Here is a 16,923-nt window from a genome sequence, read left to right as displayed (position 1 = left end):
TTTTATACTCCCTAGTCCCTACTTGTGCAACATGTATATAGTTGGGGAGTAAAAGAACCAGTTATGACCAGTGATAAAATCAAAGTATTAATCGATAAGTATGCCAAAGGCACGTGCTCATTGGAGGAGCGTCAGTGGCTAGAACTGTGGTTTGAGCAACAAGAAGGCGCTGAGCGTAAAAATTTAAGTGCTGATGATAAAGCGCGATTATTTCAACGTATAACAGCAGCCAATTCCGCTATTCCTTTCGCCCCGCGTACCAAGCCTAACTATTTACGATGGACTGCCGCCGCCGCTTTGGTGCTATCCCTTATTGGTGGTTCTTACCTCCTTTGGCAGCGTCAGGCTCAAGAGCAACATACGCAGCTAACCCATACCCCTATCCTTCCTGGTGAAAATAAAGCTACCCTAACACTCAGTGACGGTCGCCAGATTCTACTAAGCGACAAAGGTGCAGAAACAGCCAAGGATCAGGGTATTTCCATTACGAAAACAGCATCCGGATTAGTAAAATATACAATAGACCCCGAAGCCGCAGTGGGCACAGGCTATAATACCATTGAAACACCGCGTGGTGGTCAATATGAAATTGCACTGCCCGATGGCTCGCAGGTAACGTTGAATGCAGCATCATCACTACGCTTTGCGGTCAATATGCGTCATCAAGCTCAACGTATTGTAGAGCTTAAAGGAGAAGGTTATTTCGAAGTCGCTAAAGATGCGAAAAGACCATTTATCGTGAAGTCCAATCAGCAAGAGATCCAGGTATTAGGGACTATTTTTAATGTCAACAGCTATCAATCATCGCGTAGCTTGACAACCCTATTGGAGGGTTCAGTACTCATCAACAAACAAAAGAAGCTACGTCCTGGACAACAAGCACAAGTGGATGGCCAAGAGGTAAAAATCAAAGATGTTGATGTAGCAGATTATGTAGACTGGAAAAATAATGCCTTTGTATTCAGGAATGAAAGCCTGAGCTCCATTATGGATCGTTTAAGTAGATGGTATAATATTGAATACACTTTTGATGATCCTCAAACGGGAGACATCACTTTTAACGGGGAGGTATCACGCTATGCACAAGTAACCGATGTGGTTAAGCTATTGAGACTAACCTCTAAAGTAACGTTTGATATACAAGGGCGTTCTATTAAAATAAAAAACAAATAACCAAAGTCCCTTCGGGGCGAGAAGTAAATTATAAATCTAGTAGTATCCATTAAAATCCAAGTACAATTATGTGGTTTAAATCATTTAAAATGATACGAACTGTAGGCGTGTCTATGCTTATGCTTCAGATTTCCATATCAGCTGCTGGCCAGGGGAATGTTACGTTGCGGAAACAACGTATCAAGGCGGCCGACCTGATTAAGGAGATCAAAAAACAAACAGGCTATAGTGTCCTGTACTCCAACCAAATGTTGAACGACAATCGTTTTCTCCAGGTAGAGTTTAAGGATGCTAGCCTTCAAGAGGTCATGAAAACCTTGCTCAAAGATCAAGATCTTTCTTATGACACCAAAGACCAAACGCTGCTGATCACCGCACTGCCAAGCCAAGGGAACTCCGTGGCTACAGTGATGGCTGCAAAAGCAACTCAACAACCAATTAGAGGGGTTATTGTAGACGAAACGGGGAAGCCTTTGTCGGGCGCCAGCGTAACGGTAAAAGGGAGCAATAAAGGAAGTAGCACCAATGCTGAGGGGGTTTTTAACCTCACCGATGTGAAAGCAGGCGACATCCTAAGTGTTCGCTTTGTGGGGTATTTACCGCAAAATGTAGTGGTAGAAAACCTAAATAGAGAACTTCGAATCCAGCTGGCACCAGCTGAAGCTAACATTGAGAATGTCGTGGTTACCGCTCTTGGTATCAAGCGTTCTGAAAGAGCATTAAGTTATAATGTACAACAAGTAAAAGGCGACGACTTAACACAAGTTCGCGATGCCAATATGATTAACTCCTTAAGCGGTAAAATCGCTGGTGTAACAATCAACAGCAGTTCCGGCGGTGTAGGTGGTGCCGCTAAAGTAGTAATGCGTGGAGCGAAAACTATCGAGCAAGATAACAACGTTTTATACGTTATCGATGGTATTCCAATGTCTAATAAAAGATCGAAGGAAGGCTCTGAGTTTGCTTCTACAGGATCATCTGAAGGCATTGCTGATTTAAACCCTGAAGATATCGAGTCGATGACCGTATTGACAGGGGCAGCAGCGGCGGCACTTTACGGCTATGAAGCAGCAAATGGTGCTATCGTAATCAACACCCGCAAAGGTACGGCTGGTACAACGGTATTGACGCTAACACAAAATACACAGTTCCATAACGCCCTCGTTCTACCCTCTTTCCAAAATAGATACGGCACAGGATCGGGCTTGGCATCAGGGGTAAACGACAAAAGCTGGGGCGCTCCCTTGACGGATGTCAACAACTACCACTACTCTCCTTCCAAGGACTACCTACAGACGGGTATCGTCGCTATTGAGGGTGTTTCTTTATCTACGGGAACAGATAAAAACCAAACCTACGTTTCGGCGGGAGCCGTAAACTCGGGCGGTATTGTTCCAAACAACAAATACGACCGTTACAATTTTACCTTCCGTAATACGGCTAAATTTTTAGACGATAAATTGACCTTAGATGCGGGTTTAAACTATATCAAGCAACGCGATTTGAATATGGTAAACCAAGGTATCTATTCCAACCCGCTGACGACGGCCTATTTATTCCCGCGTGGTGATGATTGGGATGCTATCCGTATGTATGAGCGCTACAATGTATCACGCAAAATTAGCGAGCAATACTGGCCTCAAGGCTTGAATGAGATTTCTGGACAAAACCCCTACTGGATAAACTACCGTAACCTACGCGAATCCAAGAAAGACCGTTACATGATTAACGCTAGTTTAACCTACAAGGTGAACGATTGGTTAAGCCTATCGGCACGTGGACGTATGGATAATATAGCAGGCCGTTATACGGAGAAGCTATATGCTAGCACCAATACCACCATCACCGAAGGTTCGAAAAATGGCTTCTTTGGCCTTGACGAGCAGAAGTCTACCCAATATTACGGAGACGTAATGGCGAATATCAACAAGACATTTAACGATTTCACCCTACAAGCCAATGTGGGTGCTATCATCTTGCATGATAAAAATAGCTCCTTACCTATTCGTGGGCCAATCTTAGAAAACGGATTGACCAATAAATTTGATATTACACAAATCGACGACCGTAAAAAGACCCCGATGACGGACGCAGACAGAGAATCGCAATCGCTATTTGCAAGTGTGGAGCTAGGCTATAAAAACACCTACTTCCTGACAGCAACAGGAAGAAATGACTGGGATTCTAACCTAGCGGGACCAAAATCAAAACAACCGTCTTTCTTCTACCCTTCCATTGGTGCTACCGCAGTATTATCGCAAATGATGGACCTTTCATCGGTATTCCAATACTTGAAAGTAAGGTCTTCGTATGCTTCCATCGGTAGACCATTCCCTAAAAACTTGGCTGTGCCAGTTTATGAATGGGATGTTGCCACGCAGCAGTATAAAGGGCTTTCCAACTACCCGATTACCGACTTGAAGCCTGAGCGCACGAACTCGGCAGAGGTAGGTTTGAATGCTAAATTCTTAAATGGCTTCAACTTAGATTTGACCCTATACCACGCGACAACTTTAAACCAGACCTTCAACTCACAGATATCAGTATCTTCTGGCTACAACCGCCTGTATGTACAAACAGGTAAAGTGGTAAACAAAGGTATCGAAGTAGGCTTAGGTTATGATAAAAAATGGAACGACTTCCGTTGGAGTTCGAACTATACATTAACTATCAACCGCAACGAGATCAAAGAACTTGTGCGCGACTACGTACACCCAGAGACTGGCGCTGTGATCAACAAAAACCGTTTAGACGTGGGAGGTTTGTCACAAGCTAAATTTATCTTGAAAGAAGGCGGTACATTAGGCGACCTATACTCTCTTTCGGATTTGCAACGCGACGATAATGGAAAAGTATATGTGACGCCTGATGGTAGAGTGATTAACAACAACAACGTTGGTGATATCTACTTAGGTAGCATCTTCCCGAAATCGAACATGGCCATAAGAAATAGCTTCCAATATAAAAACTGGATGGCTGATTTCACTATTGCGGCTCGTTTCGGTGGTGTTGTCTATTCGGCTACACAAGCCTACATGGATCATTATGGCGTATCGGAAGCCTCCGCTGCAGCACGAGACCAAGGTGGCGTACTTATCAATGGTACCGACCTGGTGGATGCAGAAGCATACTACAATGTGGTAGGCTTAAACTCTGGTATTCCTCAGTTTTACACCTACAGCGCTACCAACGTACGCTTGCAAGAGGCAACAATCGGCTATACTTTCCCGAAAGCATTCTTGGGCAATAAAGGCGCATTAAGCGTTAACGTGGTTGGTCGTAACCTATGGATGATCTACAATAAGGCTCCTTTTGATCCAGAGTCTACAGCAACGACAGGCAACTACTACCAAGGCATAGATTATTTTATGACGCCGAGCACACGGAATATTGGTTTTAATGTACGTCTTAAATTCTAAACTAATTATGAAACTATATAAGATTTTATTTTGGGGAGCAATGGTGTCGTCTACAACGCTACTCTCTTGCACGAAGAACTTCGAGAAATATAATACCGACCCTGCTGGTGCTACACCAGAAGAAGTAGAGCGTGATGCTTATGTATTATCATCGGCAATGATTGGGCTACAAGCATGGGTGGTACCTTTGGATGTAAACTCCAATCAATTTATAGAATGTCTACTTGGTGGTTCTTTAGGGGGCTATTTGGCGGATTCCAACAATGGGTTTAATGGCAAAAACTTTGCTACCTACAATCCGGAGAATGGTTGGTCGCGCGTACCTTTCAACGATATCTTACCGAAGTTGTTTGTACAAACGAAAACCATTAAACAAGTATCTCAGGATGAATCTGTACATGCGGTAGCGGATATCATCAAGGCTATGGCGGCCTCTAGGGTGACCGATATCTACGGTCCTATTCCTTACTCGAAAGTGGGCGAAAATGGTGCATTAGAAACACCTTATGACTCGCAGGAGGAAGTATACGATCTTATGTTTACGCAACTGGATGCGGCAATAAAAACGCTGACCGAACGTAGAACACAGAATTTCTCGGCCAAGGCGGATATGGTATATAGCGGAAATGTATTGCAATGGATCAAACTTGCCAATTCGTTAAAACTACGTTTAGCGATTCACATCTCTGATGTAAGCCCGGTTAAGGCACGTCAGAAAGCTGAAGAAGCGGTGAACCATGAAATTGGTGTCATCCGTACCAATGCTGACAATGCTTTTATCAAACCGATAAATAGAAATCCATTCCGCGTAATCATGTATGAATACAATAATGGAGATTCGCGCGTATCGGCTGATATCACCTCCTATATGAACGGCTACGCCGACCCACGTAGAGAAAAATACTTTACACCATCGACCTTTACAGGAGGCACAGCCAATGGCTACTTTGGCTTGCGCTCGGGTATTCAGATTCCTAGCGGAAATGCACCTAAGGAATATACCAACATGAATGTAACAGAGAGCGATAAGCTCCTTTGGCTAAATGCTGCTGAAACAGCATTCCTACAAGCGGAAGGCGCTTTGAAAGGCTGGAATATGGGATCAACAGCAGAGACACTCTACAACCAAGGTATTCGTTTATCCTTTGAGCAGTGGAACGTTAATGGTGCCGATGCTTATCTCAACAACAGCATCAACAAACCTGACGCCTACGTTGACCCTAAAGGAGCATTCTCGTACGCTGGCCTTCCAAGCACGATTACCGTTAAGTGGTTAGAGACAGGAACGACTGCACAGAAACTTGAACGTATTATCACGCAGAAATGGATTGCCAATTTCCCACTCGGTATCGAAGCATGGACGGAATATCGTCGTACCGGCTACCCTAAATTAATGGAAGTTATGGTGAACAACAGCGGTGGCCGTGTCGATAGCAAACGTATGGCGCGACGTCTTCCTTATCCACAGGAGGAGTATAACGAAAACCGAGCTAATGTGACCGATGCGGTAAACAATTTATTGAAAGGTGCTGATAATATGGGTACCGATCTATGGTGGGTTAAAAAATAATATGCAACGATGAATTTATCTATTTTCACTATAAAAAGATTAAGCATGGTCATGCTGCTAGGCGCAGTATTGGCTAATGTCACGGCGTGTAAAAAATGGACCGAAGCGAAGCCTTTGGACATCGAAAGCCAAGATTTGGAACAGCAGAATCCTGCACTATATGCCAAATATTTAGAAGATCTCCGTGCATTTAAAAGTAACAGCCATAAGCTAAATATGGGCTGGTTTAACAACAGTAAGAAGAATCCAACAAGCCAAGGAGACCACTTTTCAAAAGTGCCCGACAGCCTAGATTTTATTGTGTTAGAATCGCCCTTGGCTTTAGTTGAGCGAGAAGTTAGCGAAATGAGCGACCTTTTGGAGAAGAAAAGCACCAAAGTTGTTTTTGAAATTGACTTCAACAGCATCAAGACAGCCTTTATAAAAAAGGATAGTAAAACATTGGTGTTTGCAGACTTTGTGAAGGATACGGTGAACAGCATCCTCGCGGAGACGGATAAATTTCCATATCAAGGGGCTGTTCTTTCCTACATCGGGAAAGATCTCACCCACTTAACTGCGGCAGAACGTACACAGGTGGAAACCGAGGAAAATCTTTTCTTCGACCTTTTAACGCCATGGTTAAGTAAAAATACAGGAAAAGCTATCTTCTTCAAAGGGAGTCCGCAGTTCCTCATCAAAAAGGATATACTGAAACAAGTTAAATCTATTATCCTGCCGACGGAGAATTCGGTAGATCTTGGTGGACTAAACTATGCGTTATTAGCTGCTAAAGTAGCGGATGTGCCAACCGATAAGTTCATTATTTTGGCGAGCATGACATCCTACAAAGCCGACGAAGCTAAATTGGGTTACTTTGCTGACGGCACACGTGCAGCAATATCTACAGCACAATGGGCAGCCTCCTTACAAAGTGGTGTGCAAATCCAAGGTGTAGGCTACAAAAACCTTCCGTACGACTATTTCAACGTATTGAAGAGCTACCAATATAGCAGGCAAGCCATACAAATCACTAATCCAGCAATGAAAGTAAAATAAAGACCATGAGAAAGCAACATTTTTATTCTTTAGGGTTGGTATTAATGGTACTCACCTTATTTAGTGCTTGTAAAGACAAAGAGTCCTTCGACAATAAGGTCTTTATTTCCACTGAGAAACTAGAACGTATTATTAACAAACCTTCGGTAACAAGTGCTGAGTTTGCCATTAAGATAGCAATGTCTAACATGGAGTCCGCTCCAGTTGCCGTAGAGCTATCTGTTGACCAGTCGAAGATTGACGCCTATACAAAGGTGTACAAAGAAACCGTAGAGATGCTACCAAGCACCTTCTACAGCCTTTCGAGTACGAAAGCACAGATAAACCAAGGAACCGTAGAATCTAGCCCTGTAACGGTAAAATTCGACAAAATTAATACGCTTGATCGCGACATAATTTACGTATTGCCAATCTCTATTTCGCAAGGCGACCTTGCTATCTTAGAAAGTCAAAGAACCGTTTACTACGTGATTAAAGGTGGCGCACTTATCGATGTAGTAGCCGATATGGAAGATAACTACCTACATATCGATCAATGGAAGACGCCAGCACCACTCAACAATTTATCCGAATTCACCTTAGAATCGCTGGTGCGTGTCCGCAATTTTGACCGCATGATTAGCAGCATTATGGGTATTGAAGGTCGATTCTTAATCCGCTTAGGCGATGCAAACTTCCCTCCTAACCAGATTCAAGTGGCTACATCGGCAGGAAACCTACCGGGTTCCGACGCTACAAAAGGGTTGTCTGCCAATCAATGGGTACATGTAGCGGTAACGTTCAATGCGAAAGACAAGAAAATACGTGTCTACGTGAATGGTAAGCAGCAATCGGAAGGCAATAGTAACCTTAGCACTGTAAGCTTCGGTGTCAATGGTAAAGATGGTTTCTACATCGGCCGATCCTATGCTGACGATCGCTATATGGCGGGTGATATTTCCGAATGTCGTATTTGGAATGTGGAGCGTACAGCCGAGCAAATTGCAAATAACCCATACGAAGTTAGTCCGACCAGTACTGGCCTAGTAGCTTACTGGAAATGTAATGAAGGTAGCGGTAGTATCGCGAAAGATTATACCGCCAATGGTAACGACCTTACCGCGAAGAAAGCTGTCAAATGGACGCAAGTTTCTCTGCCTGCTAAATAATAGCCACTAATTATATAATAAAACTGATTATGATATATATAATGAAAAAATACAGTATCCTACTTTGGGGATTAGGCATACTCTTCTCCATCGCCTTCTTACAATCGTGTAAGGATGAAGCCATCACGGTGAAGTCTATCGATGAATCGAAGTTTGACGTCCATGGGGAATCTATTGGCTTTTTGGCCGGTACGGATGGTAAAGTAAATCAGGCGAACTTAGGCTTCCGCAATGAAGGAAGCTATGAGGTACTTCTACAGCTTTCTAAACCCAATGCACAAGGCGTTAAAGGAACTATTACGTATAATGAAGAGGTATTGGATGCCTATAATAAGAAAAATGGAGCGACCTTCAAACTTTTCCCGAAGGCACTTGTAAGCCTTTCAGCAAATGGGCAAGTGGAAGTAAAAGCGAATGCAAACACTTCGGAAGCACTTAAAGTATCGGTGCGCACAAGCAATGAGTTGGATGGCAAAGAAACCTATGTTATTCCGCTAAGCGCGAATCTAACTTCTGGTGCTGTACCGTCTGGCTCAAGCGATTTGTTGCTTTTCGTGACCGACCTTTCCAAAGTGCCATCTACGGATAAAAGCACAGGCATAAAAATCATTAGCTGCATGGAAGTGAACGACACTAATCCCTTAAGCAACTTAAGTTTAAAGCTTAAAAATAGTGATAAATACTTGGTTGACATGGTAATTTTGTTCTCTTCAAATATCAACTATGATGCGGCAACAGGAAAGGTTAAAGTTACACACAACCCGAATGTAACGCATATTCTAGCCAACAGAGATAAATACATCAAGCCTTTGCAAGATAAAGGCATGAAGGTAATTTTAAGTGTATTAGGTAATCATGACCGTTCGGGTGTAGCGAATCTATCCGATGCAGCAGCAAAAGTATTTGCTCAGGAGCTGAAAGCCGTATGTGAGGCTTACAACCTAGATGGTGTGTTTTTTGATGATGAGTACTCGTCTTATCAAAACCCTGTGCCTCCAGGCTTCGTATCGCCATCGAATAAAGCAGCGGCACGCTTAGTCTATGAAACAAAAATGGCCATGCCGAATAAGCTAACGATGGTGTATGTATACTCAAGAACCGGTAATTTCGGTGGTGTCAATGCAATTGCGGAAGCAACAGCAGGCCAATATGTAGATTATGCGCTGCATGACTATGGTGGTAGTTTCGACTTAGCATCGCGTTATCCTGGCTTACCGAAATCACGCTGGGGCATGAACTCTGCTGAATATGCACAAGGTAGAGTGCCTTCAGTTACCGCACTAAATACAATCCGTAACGGTGGATTTGGAGCTCATATGATTTTTGCACTCGACCCAAAGCGTGCTAACTTCAATAATGTCCAAAGACCAGCCTTGCAAAATCTAGCAAAATACCTCTTCGACGATGACCTCATTTTCGATGAAAGTCAAAGCTATAGTAAAGATTGGTAGTACCGAAACATAAAAATATGAAAAGGCAGCTCTGAAGAGCTGCCTTTTATTTAGCTATACTTTTTACGAAATATTACCGTCTTGCTTAAGGCTAAAAATCCCTTATTACTTCAAATCAATACCATATTGAGCTGCATACACCTTGATAAGTTCTATCCTTTCCCAATTCACTTTAGCTTTCTCGAAAACCACATGTACTATTCCATTAGGATAAACGCAGGAACTCTTCGAACACTCAGGAATGAGACATTCATTATAATAGTTATTCCAATAAATCTGGGCTTCTTCTTTTTTCCCAAGCTTCAATAGCAAAAGAAATCGAAAAAAAGGCCCGTAAATTTTATATTCATCTTCTTGAATTAAAGTATACCAATGCTCCCACACTGCATACTTTAAGAAAAAGGGATTTACATAGGTTATCAAATCATAAGCAATGGTGGCTTTTAAAGTTTCGAGATCTGTTTGACTAGAAAGCTCATACCATTCATCTTTCTCAAATTTCAAAGGCCCCAATCGCCCCCAAACTTGGCAATCATATTCCTTTGGGAATTTAGGAAAATCACAATTAATCAAATCCTTATAAATCTCTTTATGGATAAGCCCGATATTAAAACAGAAAGTCTTTGCATCCGCAGTGTTCCAACGACTCTGTTGCACATTAAAACATTGACCTATATCTCCTAAATCACGATAAAAATTATTTCCACTTTTCTTAAATCCTAAAGACTTTAGTTGTGGAGTAATTACTTCTTTAAGAACTTCATCAAACTGTTGAGTTATCGACATCTTTTAAAATAAAATATTTGATGCTATCAAGATAAACATATCATACGCCCTAGACAAAAAATAAAACATAAAAAAAAGGAGGCACCCTTTCGAGCACCTCCCAAGCATTAATCAACCCATATTTTACTTGATTCTCACTTTAGCTACAATCGGAAAATGATCCGAAGGATAATGCATATCTACAGCATCGCTCAATGTAGCATACGTTAAAACCTCAATTCCTTTGCTCACAAAAATGTAGTCGATACGGTTTTTTGCTGGACGGTTCCACTTGAAGCCATTAAAGGTACCTACAGGGCCGTAAGGAGGCATCTTTGTCACGTCATAACTATCCAACAACGTCGTTTTTATCTCTTTAATCAACTCCATATCTGGCGTCGAATTTAAGTCGCCCGTAGCGATAACAGGCGCATCTTTCGCAATCTCTTTAATCTTTTTCAAGAGCAATTTAGACGACTCTATACGAGCCACTTTACCTTCATGATCAAAATGCGAGTTGAATACAAAAAACTGCTTTCCACTTTTCTTATCTTTCAGCTTCACCCAGGAACAGATACGGTTGCAACATTTGGCATCCCAACCTTTACCTGGAACAGTAGGCGTTTCGCTAAACCAAAAATCACCCTTATCCAATACATCAAACTTATGCGTATTATAGAAAATAGCAGAATGCTCACCGCCTTCTTTACCATCATCACGTCCCAGACCGACATACTTCAAGTAATCTACGCGTGCTATATCATGGAGCTGATGGATGAAACCTTCCTGCACACCAATGATATCGAGTTCATGGTATTTCAATAAAGCATTCACCATATCCTTACGATGCCCCCACGCATCCAAGCTATCATGAGGCGTATCCATACGGATATTAAAAGAGGCTACACGGTATTCATTAACCGCATTTTTCTGTGCTGAGGCCGCTATCGTTATGCCGATAAGCAAAGCCATTGTTAGTATTATCTTTCTCATATTTTTATTTCCAACCGTCGTTTTGTCCTAAATTCCCATTTCTAATCAATGCCGATTCTGGAATTGGGAATAAGTATTTTTTATCTTCCCATTTGCGTTCACCCGGATTCCACTGAATTTCACCCGAAGTACCATTGGATAATTTTAGCTGACCAACGCCGTTTGTTGTATTCACATTGACAAAAGCAATTCCTGGCGTAGTAGATGTAGGTCGTTGACCTTGGTAGAAGTACACATCGTTTTTACCATCGCCATTCAAGTCGTACTCGCCCAATCCAGGTACATACATACCGTTCATATTTGATGTTTGCAACAGGTCGCCCAAGTGCCAACGTATTAAATCGTCGGTACGTAAGCCTTCAAATATCATCTCTACAGCACGCTCACGAATGACCTCCAACAGAATAGGGTCTGTAAACTTTCCTTTATAGTAGCTCACCAAGTACGGGTCGGCCACAGTAGGTAACTGATTGGCCGCCGAAGTAGGAATACCAGCACGCTCACGCAAAGCACCAATTGTTTTGGTCCATTCCCCATTATTCATCGCCCCAATTTCGGCTAGTGCTTCCGCTTTGTTCAACAATACCTCACCCCAACGCATAATGATGTGTGCATTGTCATTACGGCTTTCGTCATCGTATGGAAAACGCTCGTCATAACACCACTTAATGATTTGATAACCGGTATATGTTTGTGTAAAGTTAGGCGGTGAGATTACAGGAACACCGTTCTCCGTACGTGCATAGTTGCCCGAGCGAATAGTCTGCTTCAAGCGTAGATCTCTATTTTGCACTTCGTCCACAAAGGTCTTTGTAGCATGGTTTGGTAAGTCTGTGAAACGTGAACCATCAAGGTTCAAGTACATCTTCACAAAATCACGCGTTAAGCTCGGTCTGTTACCATAAGTCGGACTGATAAAGCGTCTATTCGCGGAGCTGAATACCTGTAGGTTGGCATCCAATACGACGGCCAATATCGTCTCATCCATAAAAGGAGTTTTGGTGATAAAAAGCTCGCGGTATGAACGATCCGTTGCTGTTGCTTTGTGTAGGCTTAAACCAGCGATTTGATCCGCTTCTTTGATGACCTCACGGTACCATTGCTCGGCCGTACTTTGCTTGTTATACTTCGTATGGTACTTCCTGAATGACGCCTCAAACAAAGCGATACGTGTTTTATAGGCTCTCGCTACATTCTTGGTAATCTGCGAACCCGACGCATCTTTCGTCAATTCGATATGCTCAATAGCGTAATTTAGATCGGCCAACACTTTGTCCATCACTTCAAAACGATCATCGCGACCAGCGTACAATGTTTTCTCATCGTCGATGCCGATGGTGCTTTCAATCCAAGGCACATTACCGAAACGCTTAACTTTTTCGAAGTAGAATAAGGCACGGAAGAAGCGCGCTAGACCAATAAAGTGATCTTTATTCTTTACCGTACTCTTGCTCGCATTTTCAATAAAATAGTTGATGTTACGTAGTTCTCTCCAGTCCCATCCACTACTTGTAATAGGGCTAAGCGCATTTGGTGCTAATAAATTATCAACGCCATTACGGGCTACAAAATCTGATAAGTCATCCTTCTGAAAAACCCCATTATCCGTATTCGGTAAAATATCATAGAAAGAATTTGCATACAGTTGCATTCCTCCTGGCGATTGGAAAATCGCATCGTTGGTCGCTGTATCAACAGGAAGCTCATTTAAATCACAGGAAACCGTGAAGCAAAGCGTGATTGCTATTAAAATGTAGTTAATTTTTTTCATTGTATTCCTTAATTAAAATCCAACCATTAAACCAAAAGAAACTGATTTCAACATCGGATAGTTATAACCATCACCCGAGTTACCACCACTAAGGTCTCTATCTGAACCATAGATGTTCGTTACATCGGTATCTTTGGTCCATTTATACATAGGCGACCATGTCCAAATATTCTCGGCAGACATATATACCTTTACATTCGCAGCATTAATCTTAGAGATTAGCTTTTGCGGTAAGTTGTAACCCAACTGGAAGTTGCGTAAACGTACAAAAGCAGCGTTCTGCAAGTAACGGTCATTGGCCACGTTTAAGGTTCTGCCCGACCCTTGCGAGATGTAACCTACTAAACGAGGAAGGTAAGCGTCGAAGTTACCAAGCTCCTCACGGAACATATTTGCTTCATGCCATTTTGGATATGCATTGTATGGACGGTTGTACTGACCCCAGAAACGTGATTCTGGTGATGGATACCAATCTTGTTTCAAGATACCTTGGAAAAAGGCTGACATAAAGAAGCCGTTCCACTCGCCACCTAAGTTCACGCCAAAAGAATAACGGCTCGTCGAGTTACCGATGATTGTTTTATCGCCCGAATTATCCGCTTGGTTTAATCCTTGATAGATCACCCCATCGCCATCCAAATCTTTAAATTTTAAGTCACCGACATAGTTTTTGCGGGTATTGGTATTCGGAATATTAGACTGATTGGCAGAGTTGCGAATCTCCTCGTCCGAGCGGAAAAGACCATCCACGCGGTAGCCCCAAATTTCACCTAGCTTCTGTCCAACATAATAGTCTGTCAATAGCTTGTCGGCATTGTTATACTTGGTAATTTTTGCCTGATTGTCGGCTAGCACTACGCGCACATCATACTTGAAAGGCTTATTGTTCATGCTGAACTGGTCTCTCCAGGTTACACTAAGTTCCCACCCTTTGGTTTCCATATCGGCGAAGTTTCCTTTAGGCACATCGGTACCAAAAACAGCTGGAAGTGTTGGCCCTTGGGTAAACATATCTGTTGTCGCACGCTTATAATAATCCAATACAAACTGTAAACGATCGTTCATGGAGCCAAACTCTAAACCTACGTTTGTCGTTGTCGATTTCTCCCATGTCAAGCCACTAGGCACCACATTAGGTTGTTCGGTCTTTTGTGGACGTGCTCCGTTGATAATACGTCCTGACTGTACAATTCTAAAGTTTTCCGTAAAGGTGTATGGGTTGATATTACCATTACCCAACATACCGTAGGATGCTCTTAACTTTAGGTTGGACATATATTTTTTATCTACTTTCCAGAAATCCTCTTCGGAGATTCTCCATCCGGCGGAAGCCGAAGGAAAGAAGGCCCATTGCTGGTCGGTAGGGAATTTCGACGATCCGTCATAACGGCCATTGACCTCCAATAAATAGCGCTCTTTAAAGTCGTAGTTCACGCGGAAGAAGCCCCCAGCGATAGCCCATTTCTCATTACCTCCAGCCGTAACGATACGCTGTCCTAAGGCTAAGTTTACATCTTTAGCATCTGGATAAACGATACCATTACGCTGTGCCGTTAAGTTTTTATAGCGCGATTGTTCATAGTTGTATCCCAACAAGACACCGATATTATGGTTGTCCGCCACTGTTGTTTTATAATCTCCAAAAATGTTGGTCGCTATATATTCCGTTGTGCGACGACGCTCTTGCAAATCGTTGGTGTCAGTACCTGTAAAACCTGTAACCCCTTGGTAGCGGCTATAAGGTACTTGAACACGCGTTTGCAGCGAGTTGATGTCCGTCGTTTGGAAAGTGAAATCGGCTCTAAAGTTCAACTTTTTCTCTAAAAAGCTCGCCACCAATCCGGTTCTATTTTTCAAGAAACGATGATCGGTATCGATACCATTTTTACCATAATAATGATCTCCTACCGTATAGGCTGCCGAGAAAGATAAGGTTCCATCCGGGTTTAATAGCGGTGCTAAAGGATGCCCCTCGTCGGCAATATTACGCCAAATACCACTTCCCTCACCCACGTTTATAGGTTGGAAATACTGCATCTTAGAATACTCCGTATTGTTATCAACTTGCAACCAAGAGTTTAATTTAATAGACCCTTTGGCACGTAGGTTATACATATCATATTTATCACCGTTGTAACGGAATAAACCTCCCTGACCATTGTAACGCCCACTTAAATAGAAGACTGCCTTATCATTACCCCCGGATAAAGAGACGTTATGATCTTGCGCCATAAAGTTATTCTTGTACAGCTCTTTATACCAGTCAGTACTATAATAATATTCGTATTCTCCGGTCGTCGGATTGACATCTACGCGCGGTAAAGAAGGGTCTTCCCAGCGACGCTTAATTTCCGCTAGGTAAGCAGGTGAAAAAGGTAATGTCTTATTAATGGCTGTAGGCGTACTTCCACTATCATTCCAACGCGACCATGCATCACTAAAACCTTGCGCCCAAGGGTAAGACTCCGTGATGTTATCGGGAACCGTCGTTGGCGACTTGATGGAATAGTTGGTCGAATAGTTGATGGATGTTTTTCCTTCTTTTGCCGACTTCGTCGTAATTAGAACTACACCAAAAGCTGCACGAGCACCATAAATAGACGCTGAAGCGGCATCTTTCAAGACCGTTATCGTTTCGATATCATTCGGATTCAGCATCATCGGATCGCCTTGTACCCCATCGATAAGCACCAAGGCATCGCCTTTCTGACCTATGGAAGTAGCACCACGCACGTTGAATCCCGGTGATTGGTTAGGCTTTCCATCCAACATCTGGATATTCAAGTTGGGAATCACCCCTACTAATCCTTGGGCTACGTTTGTGATTGGTCTGTTCTCAAAAACTTCCGATGTCACTTGGTCTACTGCTCCCGTAAGGTTCAGCTTTTTCTGCTTCCCATACCCGACAATAACGACTTCATCGACATCAAAAATAGACTCATCGAGTACCACACGTTGCGACCTACCTGCTGTCACCGACACTTCTTTAGGCTGAAAACCAACGATGGTAAACTGCAAAATAGCATTCGTTGCTGTTGAGCGCAACTCAAACTGGCCATTCTCATTCGTAGATGTACGGTTGCTCCTTCCCTTTTCCGTCACCGTCACATTGGCTAAAGGCTGCCCCTTGCCATCTGTAACTTGACCAATAAGCTGACGTTGCTGCATGGCTGCCGTAGCATTTGGACCACCTGGCACAACTGTCACCAAGGTATTGCTATTCGCTTTGGTAAGAATAATATCTTTATCAATAATCTGGAAACCTAACTGCTGCTCGGACAAGAGTTCTTTAAGAACCGTTTGCAAAGGCATATTTTTATAGTTTACATCTACTCTTTTCTTATTCGCTAAGAGCGATTCGGCATAAAAAATATTGTATCCACTTTGACGCTGTAAATCCTTAAATACGGACTCGAGCTTTACGTTTTTCTTCTCCAAAGTAACACGTTGACCATAGGTTAACGCGTTAACTTGTATAGTAGCAGCCAATAAAAGAGGTATTGCCAACGACAATTTCATAGCTATTGGGATTTTGGTAGTACATTCACGCACAATAATAGAATGCCCTACCAGATTTTTTTTGTTACTTTGCATC

At 42.6% G+C, this 16,923-nt stretch carries 10 protein-coding genes; 6 read left to right on the top strand and 4 right to left on the bottom strand.

All coding sequences use genetic code 11. The features are described from left to right. Nucleotides 1-63 precede the first annotated feature (63 nt). The 6 genes from WH223_RS17075 to WH223_RS17050 all read left to right on the top strand — a co-directional run bounded on the left by WH223_RS17075 (nucleotide 64) and on the right by WH223_RS17050 (nucleotide 9,799). Nucleotides 64-1,173, top strand: coding sequence for a FecR domain-containing protein (locus tag WH223_RS17075; RefSeq protein WP_340049035.1), 1,110 nt, complete (start codon nucleotides 64-66; stop codon nucleotides 1,171-1,173). Between the two features lie 89 nt (nucleotides 1,174-1,262). After that, entirely contained in the window at nucleotides 1,263-4,592 is a 3,330-nt protein-coding gene (locus tag WH223_RS17070) for a SusC/RagA family TonB-linked outer membrane protein (RefSeq protein WP_340049034.1), read from the top strand. 7 nt (nucleotides 4,593-4,599) lie between these two features. Then, on the top strand, nucleotides 4,600-6,162 hold the full coding sequence (locus tag WH223_RS17065; protein ID WP_340049032.1) for a RagB/SusD family nutrient uptake outer membrane protein: 1,563 nt from the start codon (nucleotides 4,600-4,602) through the stop codon (nucleotides 6,160-6,162). Between the two features lie 9 nt (nucleotides 6,163-6,171). Beyond that, nucleotides 6,172-7,200, top strand: a complete 1,029-nt coding sequence (locus WH223_RS17060; protein WP_340049031.1) for a glycoside hydrolase family 18 — start codon at nucleotides 6,172-6,174, stop codon at nucleotides 7,198-7,200. A gap of 5 nt (nucleotides 7,201-7,205) precedes the next feature. Beyond that, nucleotides 7,206-8,348 (top strand): DUF1735 and LamG domain-containing protein, encoded by a 1,143-nt coding sequence (locus WH223_RS17055; protein ID WP_340049030.1) that lies wholly within the window; start codon nucleotides 7,206-7,208, stop codon nucleotides 8,346-8,348. A gap of 41 nt (nucleotides 8,349-8,389) precedes the next feature. After that, nucleotides 8,390-9,799, top strand: coding sequence for a BT_3987 domain-containing protein (locus tag WH223_RS17050; RefSeq protein WP_340049029.1), 1,410 nt, complete (start codon nucleotides 8,390-8,392; stop codon nucleotides 9,797-9,799). A 105-nt stretch (nucleotides 9,800-9,904) separates the two neighbouring features. Here WH223_RS17050 and WH223_RS17045 read toward each other — a convergent pair whose 3' ends face one another. The 4 genes from WH223_RS17045 to WH223_RS17030 all read right to left on the bottom strand — a co-directional run bounded on the left by WH223_RS17045 (nucleotide 9,905) and on the right by WH223_RS17030 (nucleotide 16,922). Beyond that, complete coding sequence (locus tag WH223_RS17045) at nucleotides 9,905-10,585, bottom strand: DUF4304 domain-containing protein (protein WP_340049027.1); 681 nt, start codon at nucleotides 10,583-10,585, stop codon at nucleotides 9,905-9,907. Nucleotides 10,586-10,708: 123 nt separating this feature from the next. Further along, the gene (locus WH223_RS17040) at nucleotides 10,709-11,557 is read right to left on the bottom strand and encodes an endonuclease/exonuclease/phosphatase family protein (protein ID WP_340049025.1); all 849 of its coding nucleotides are present in this window, start codon (nucleotides 11,555-11,557) and stop codon (nucleotides 10,709-10,711) included. Nucleotides 11,558-11,561: 4 nt separating this feature from the next. Beyond that, on the bottom strand, nucleotides 11,562-13,328 hold the full coding sequence (locus WH223_RS17035) for a RagB/SusD family nutrient uptake outer membrane protein (protein ID WP_340049023.1): 1,767 nt from the start codon (nucleotides 13,326-13,328) through the stop codon (nucleotides 11,562-11,564). A gap of 12 nt (nucleotides 13,329-13,340) precedes the next feature. After that, entirely contained in the window at nucleotides 13,341-16,922 is a 3,582-nt protein-coding gene (locus tag WH223_RS17030) for a TonB-dependent receptor (RefSeq protein ID WP_340049021.1), read from the bottom strand. Nucleotide 16,923: the final 1 nt, after the last annotated feature.

Origin of the sequence: Sphingobacterium sp. MYb382, assembly GCF_037572665.1 — a bacterium.
Taxonomy (GTDB): domain Bacteria; phylum Bacteroidota; class Bacteroidia; order Sphingobacteriales; family Sphingobacteriaceae; genus Sphingobacterium.
Note: the sequence above shows the minus strand (reverse complement) of the source record. Positions and strands in the feature narration are given on the sequence as shown.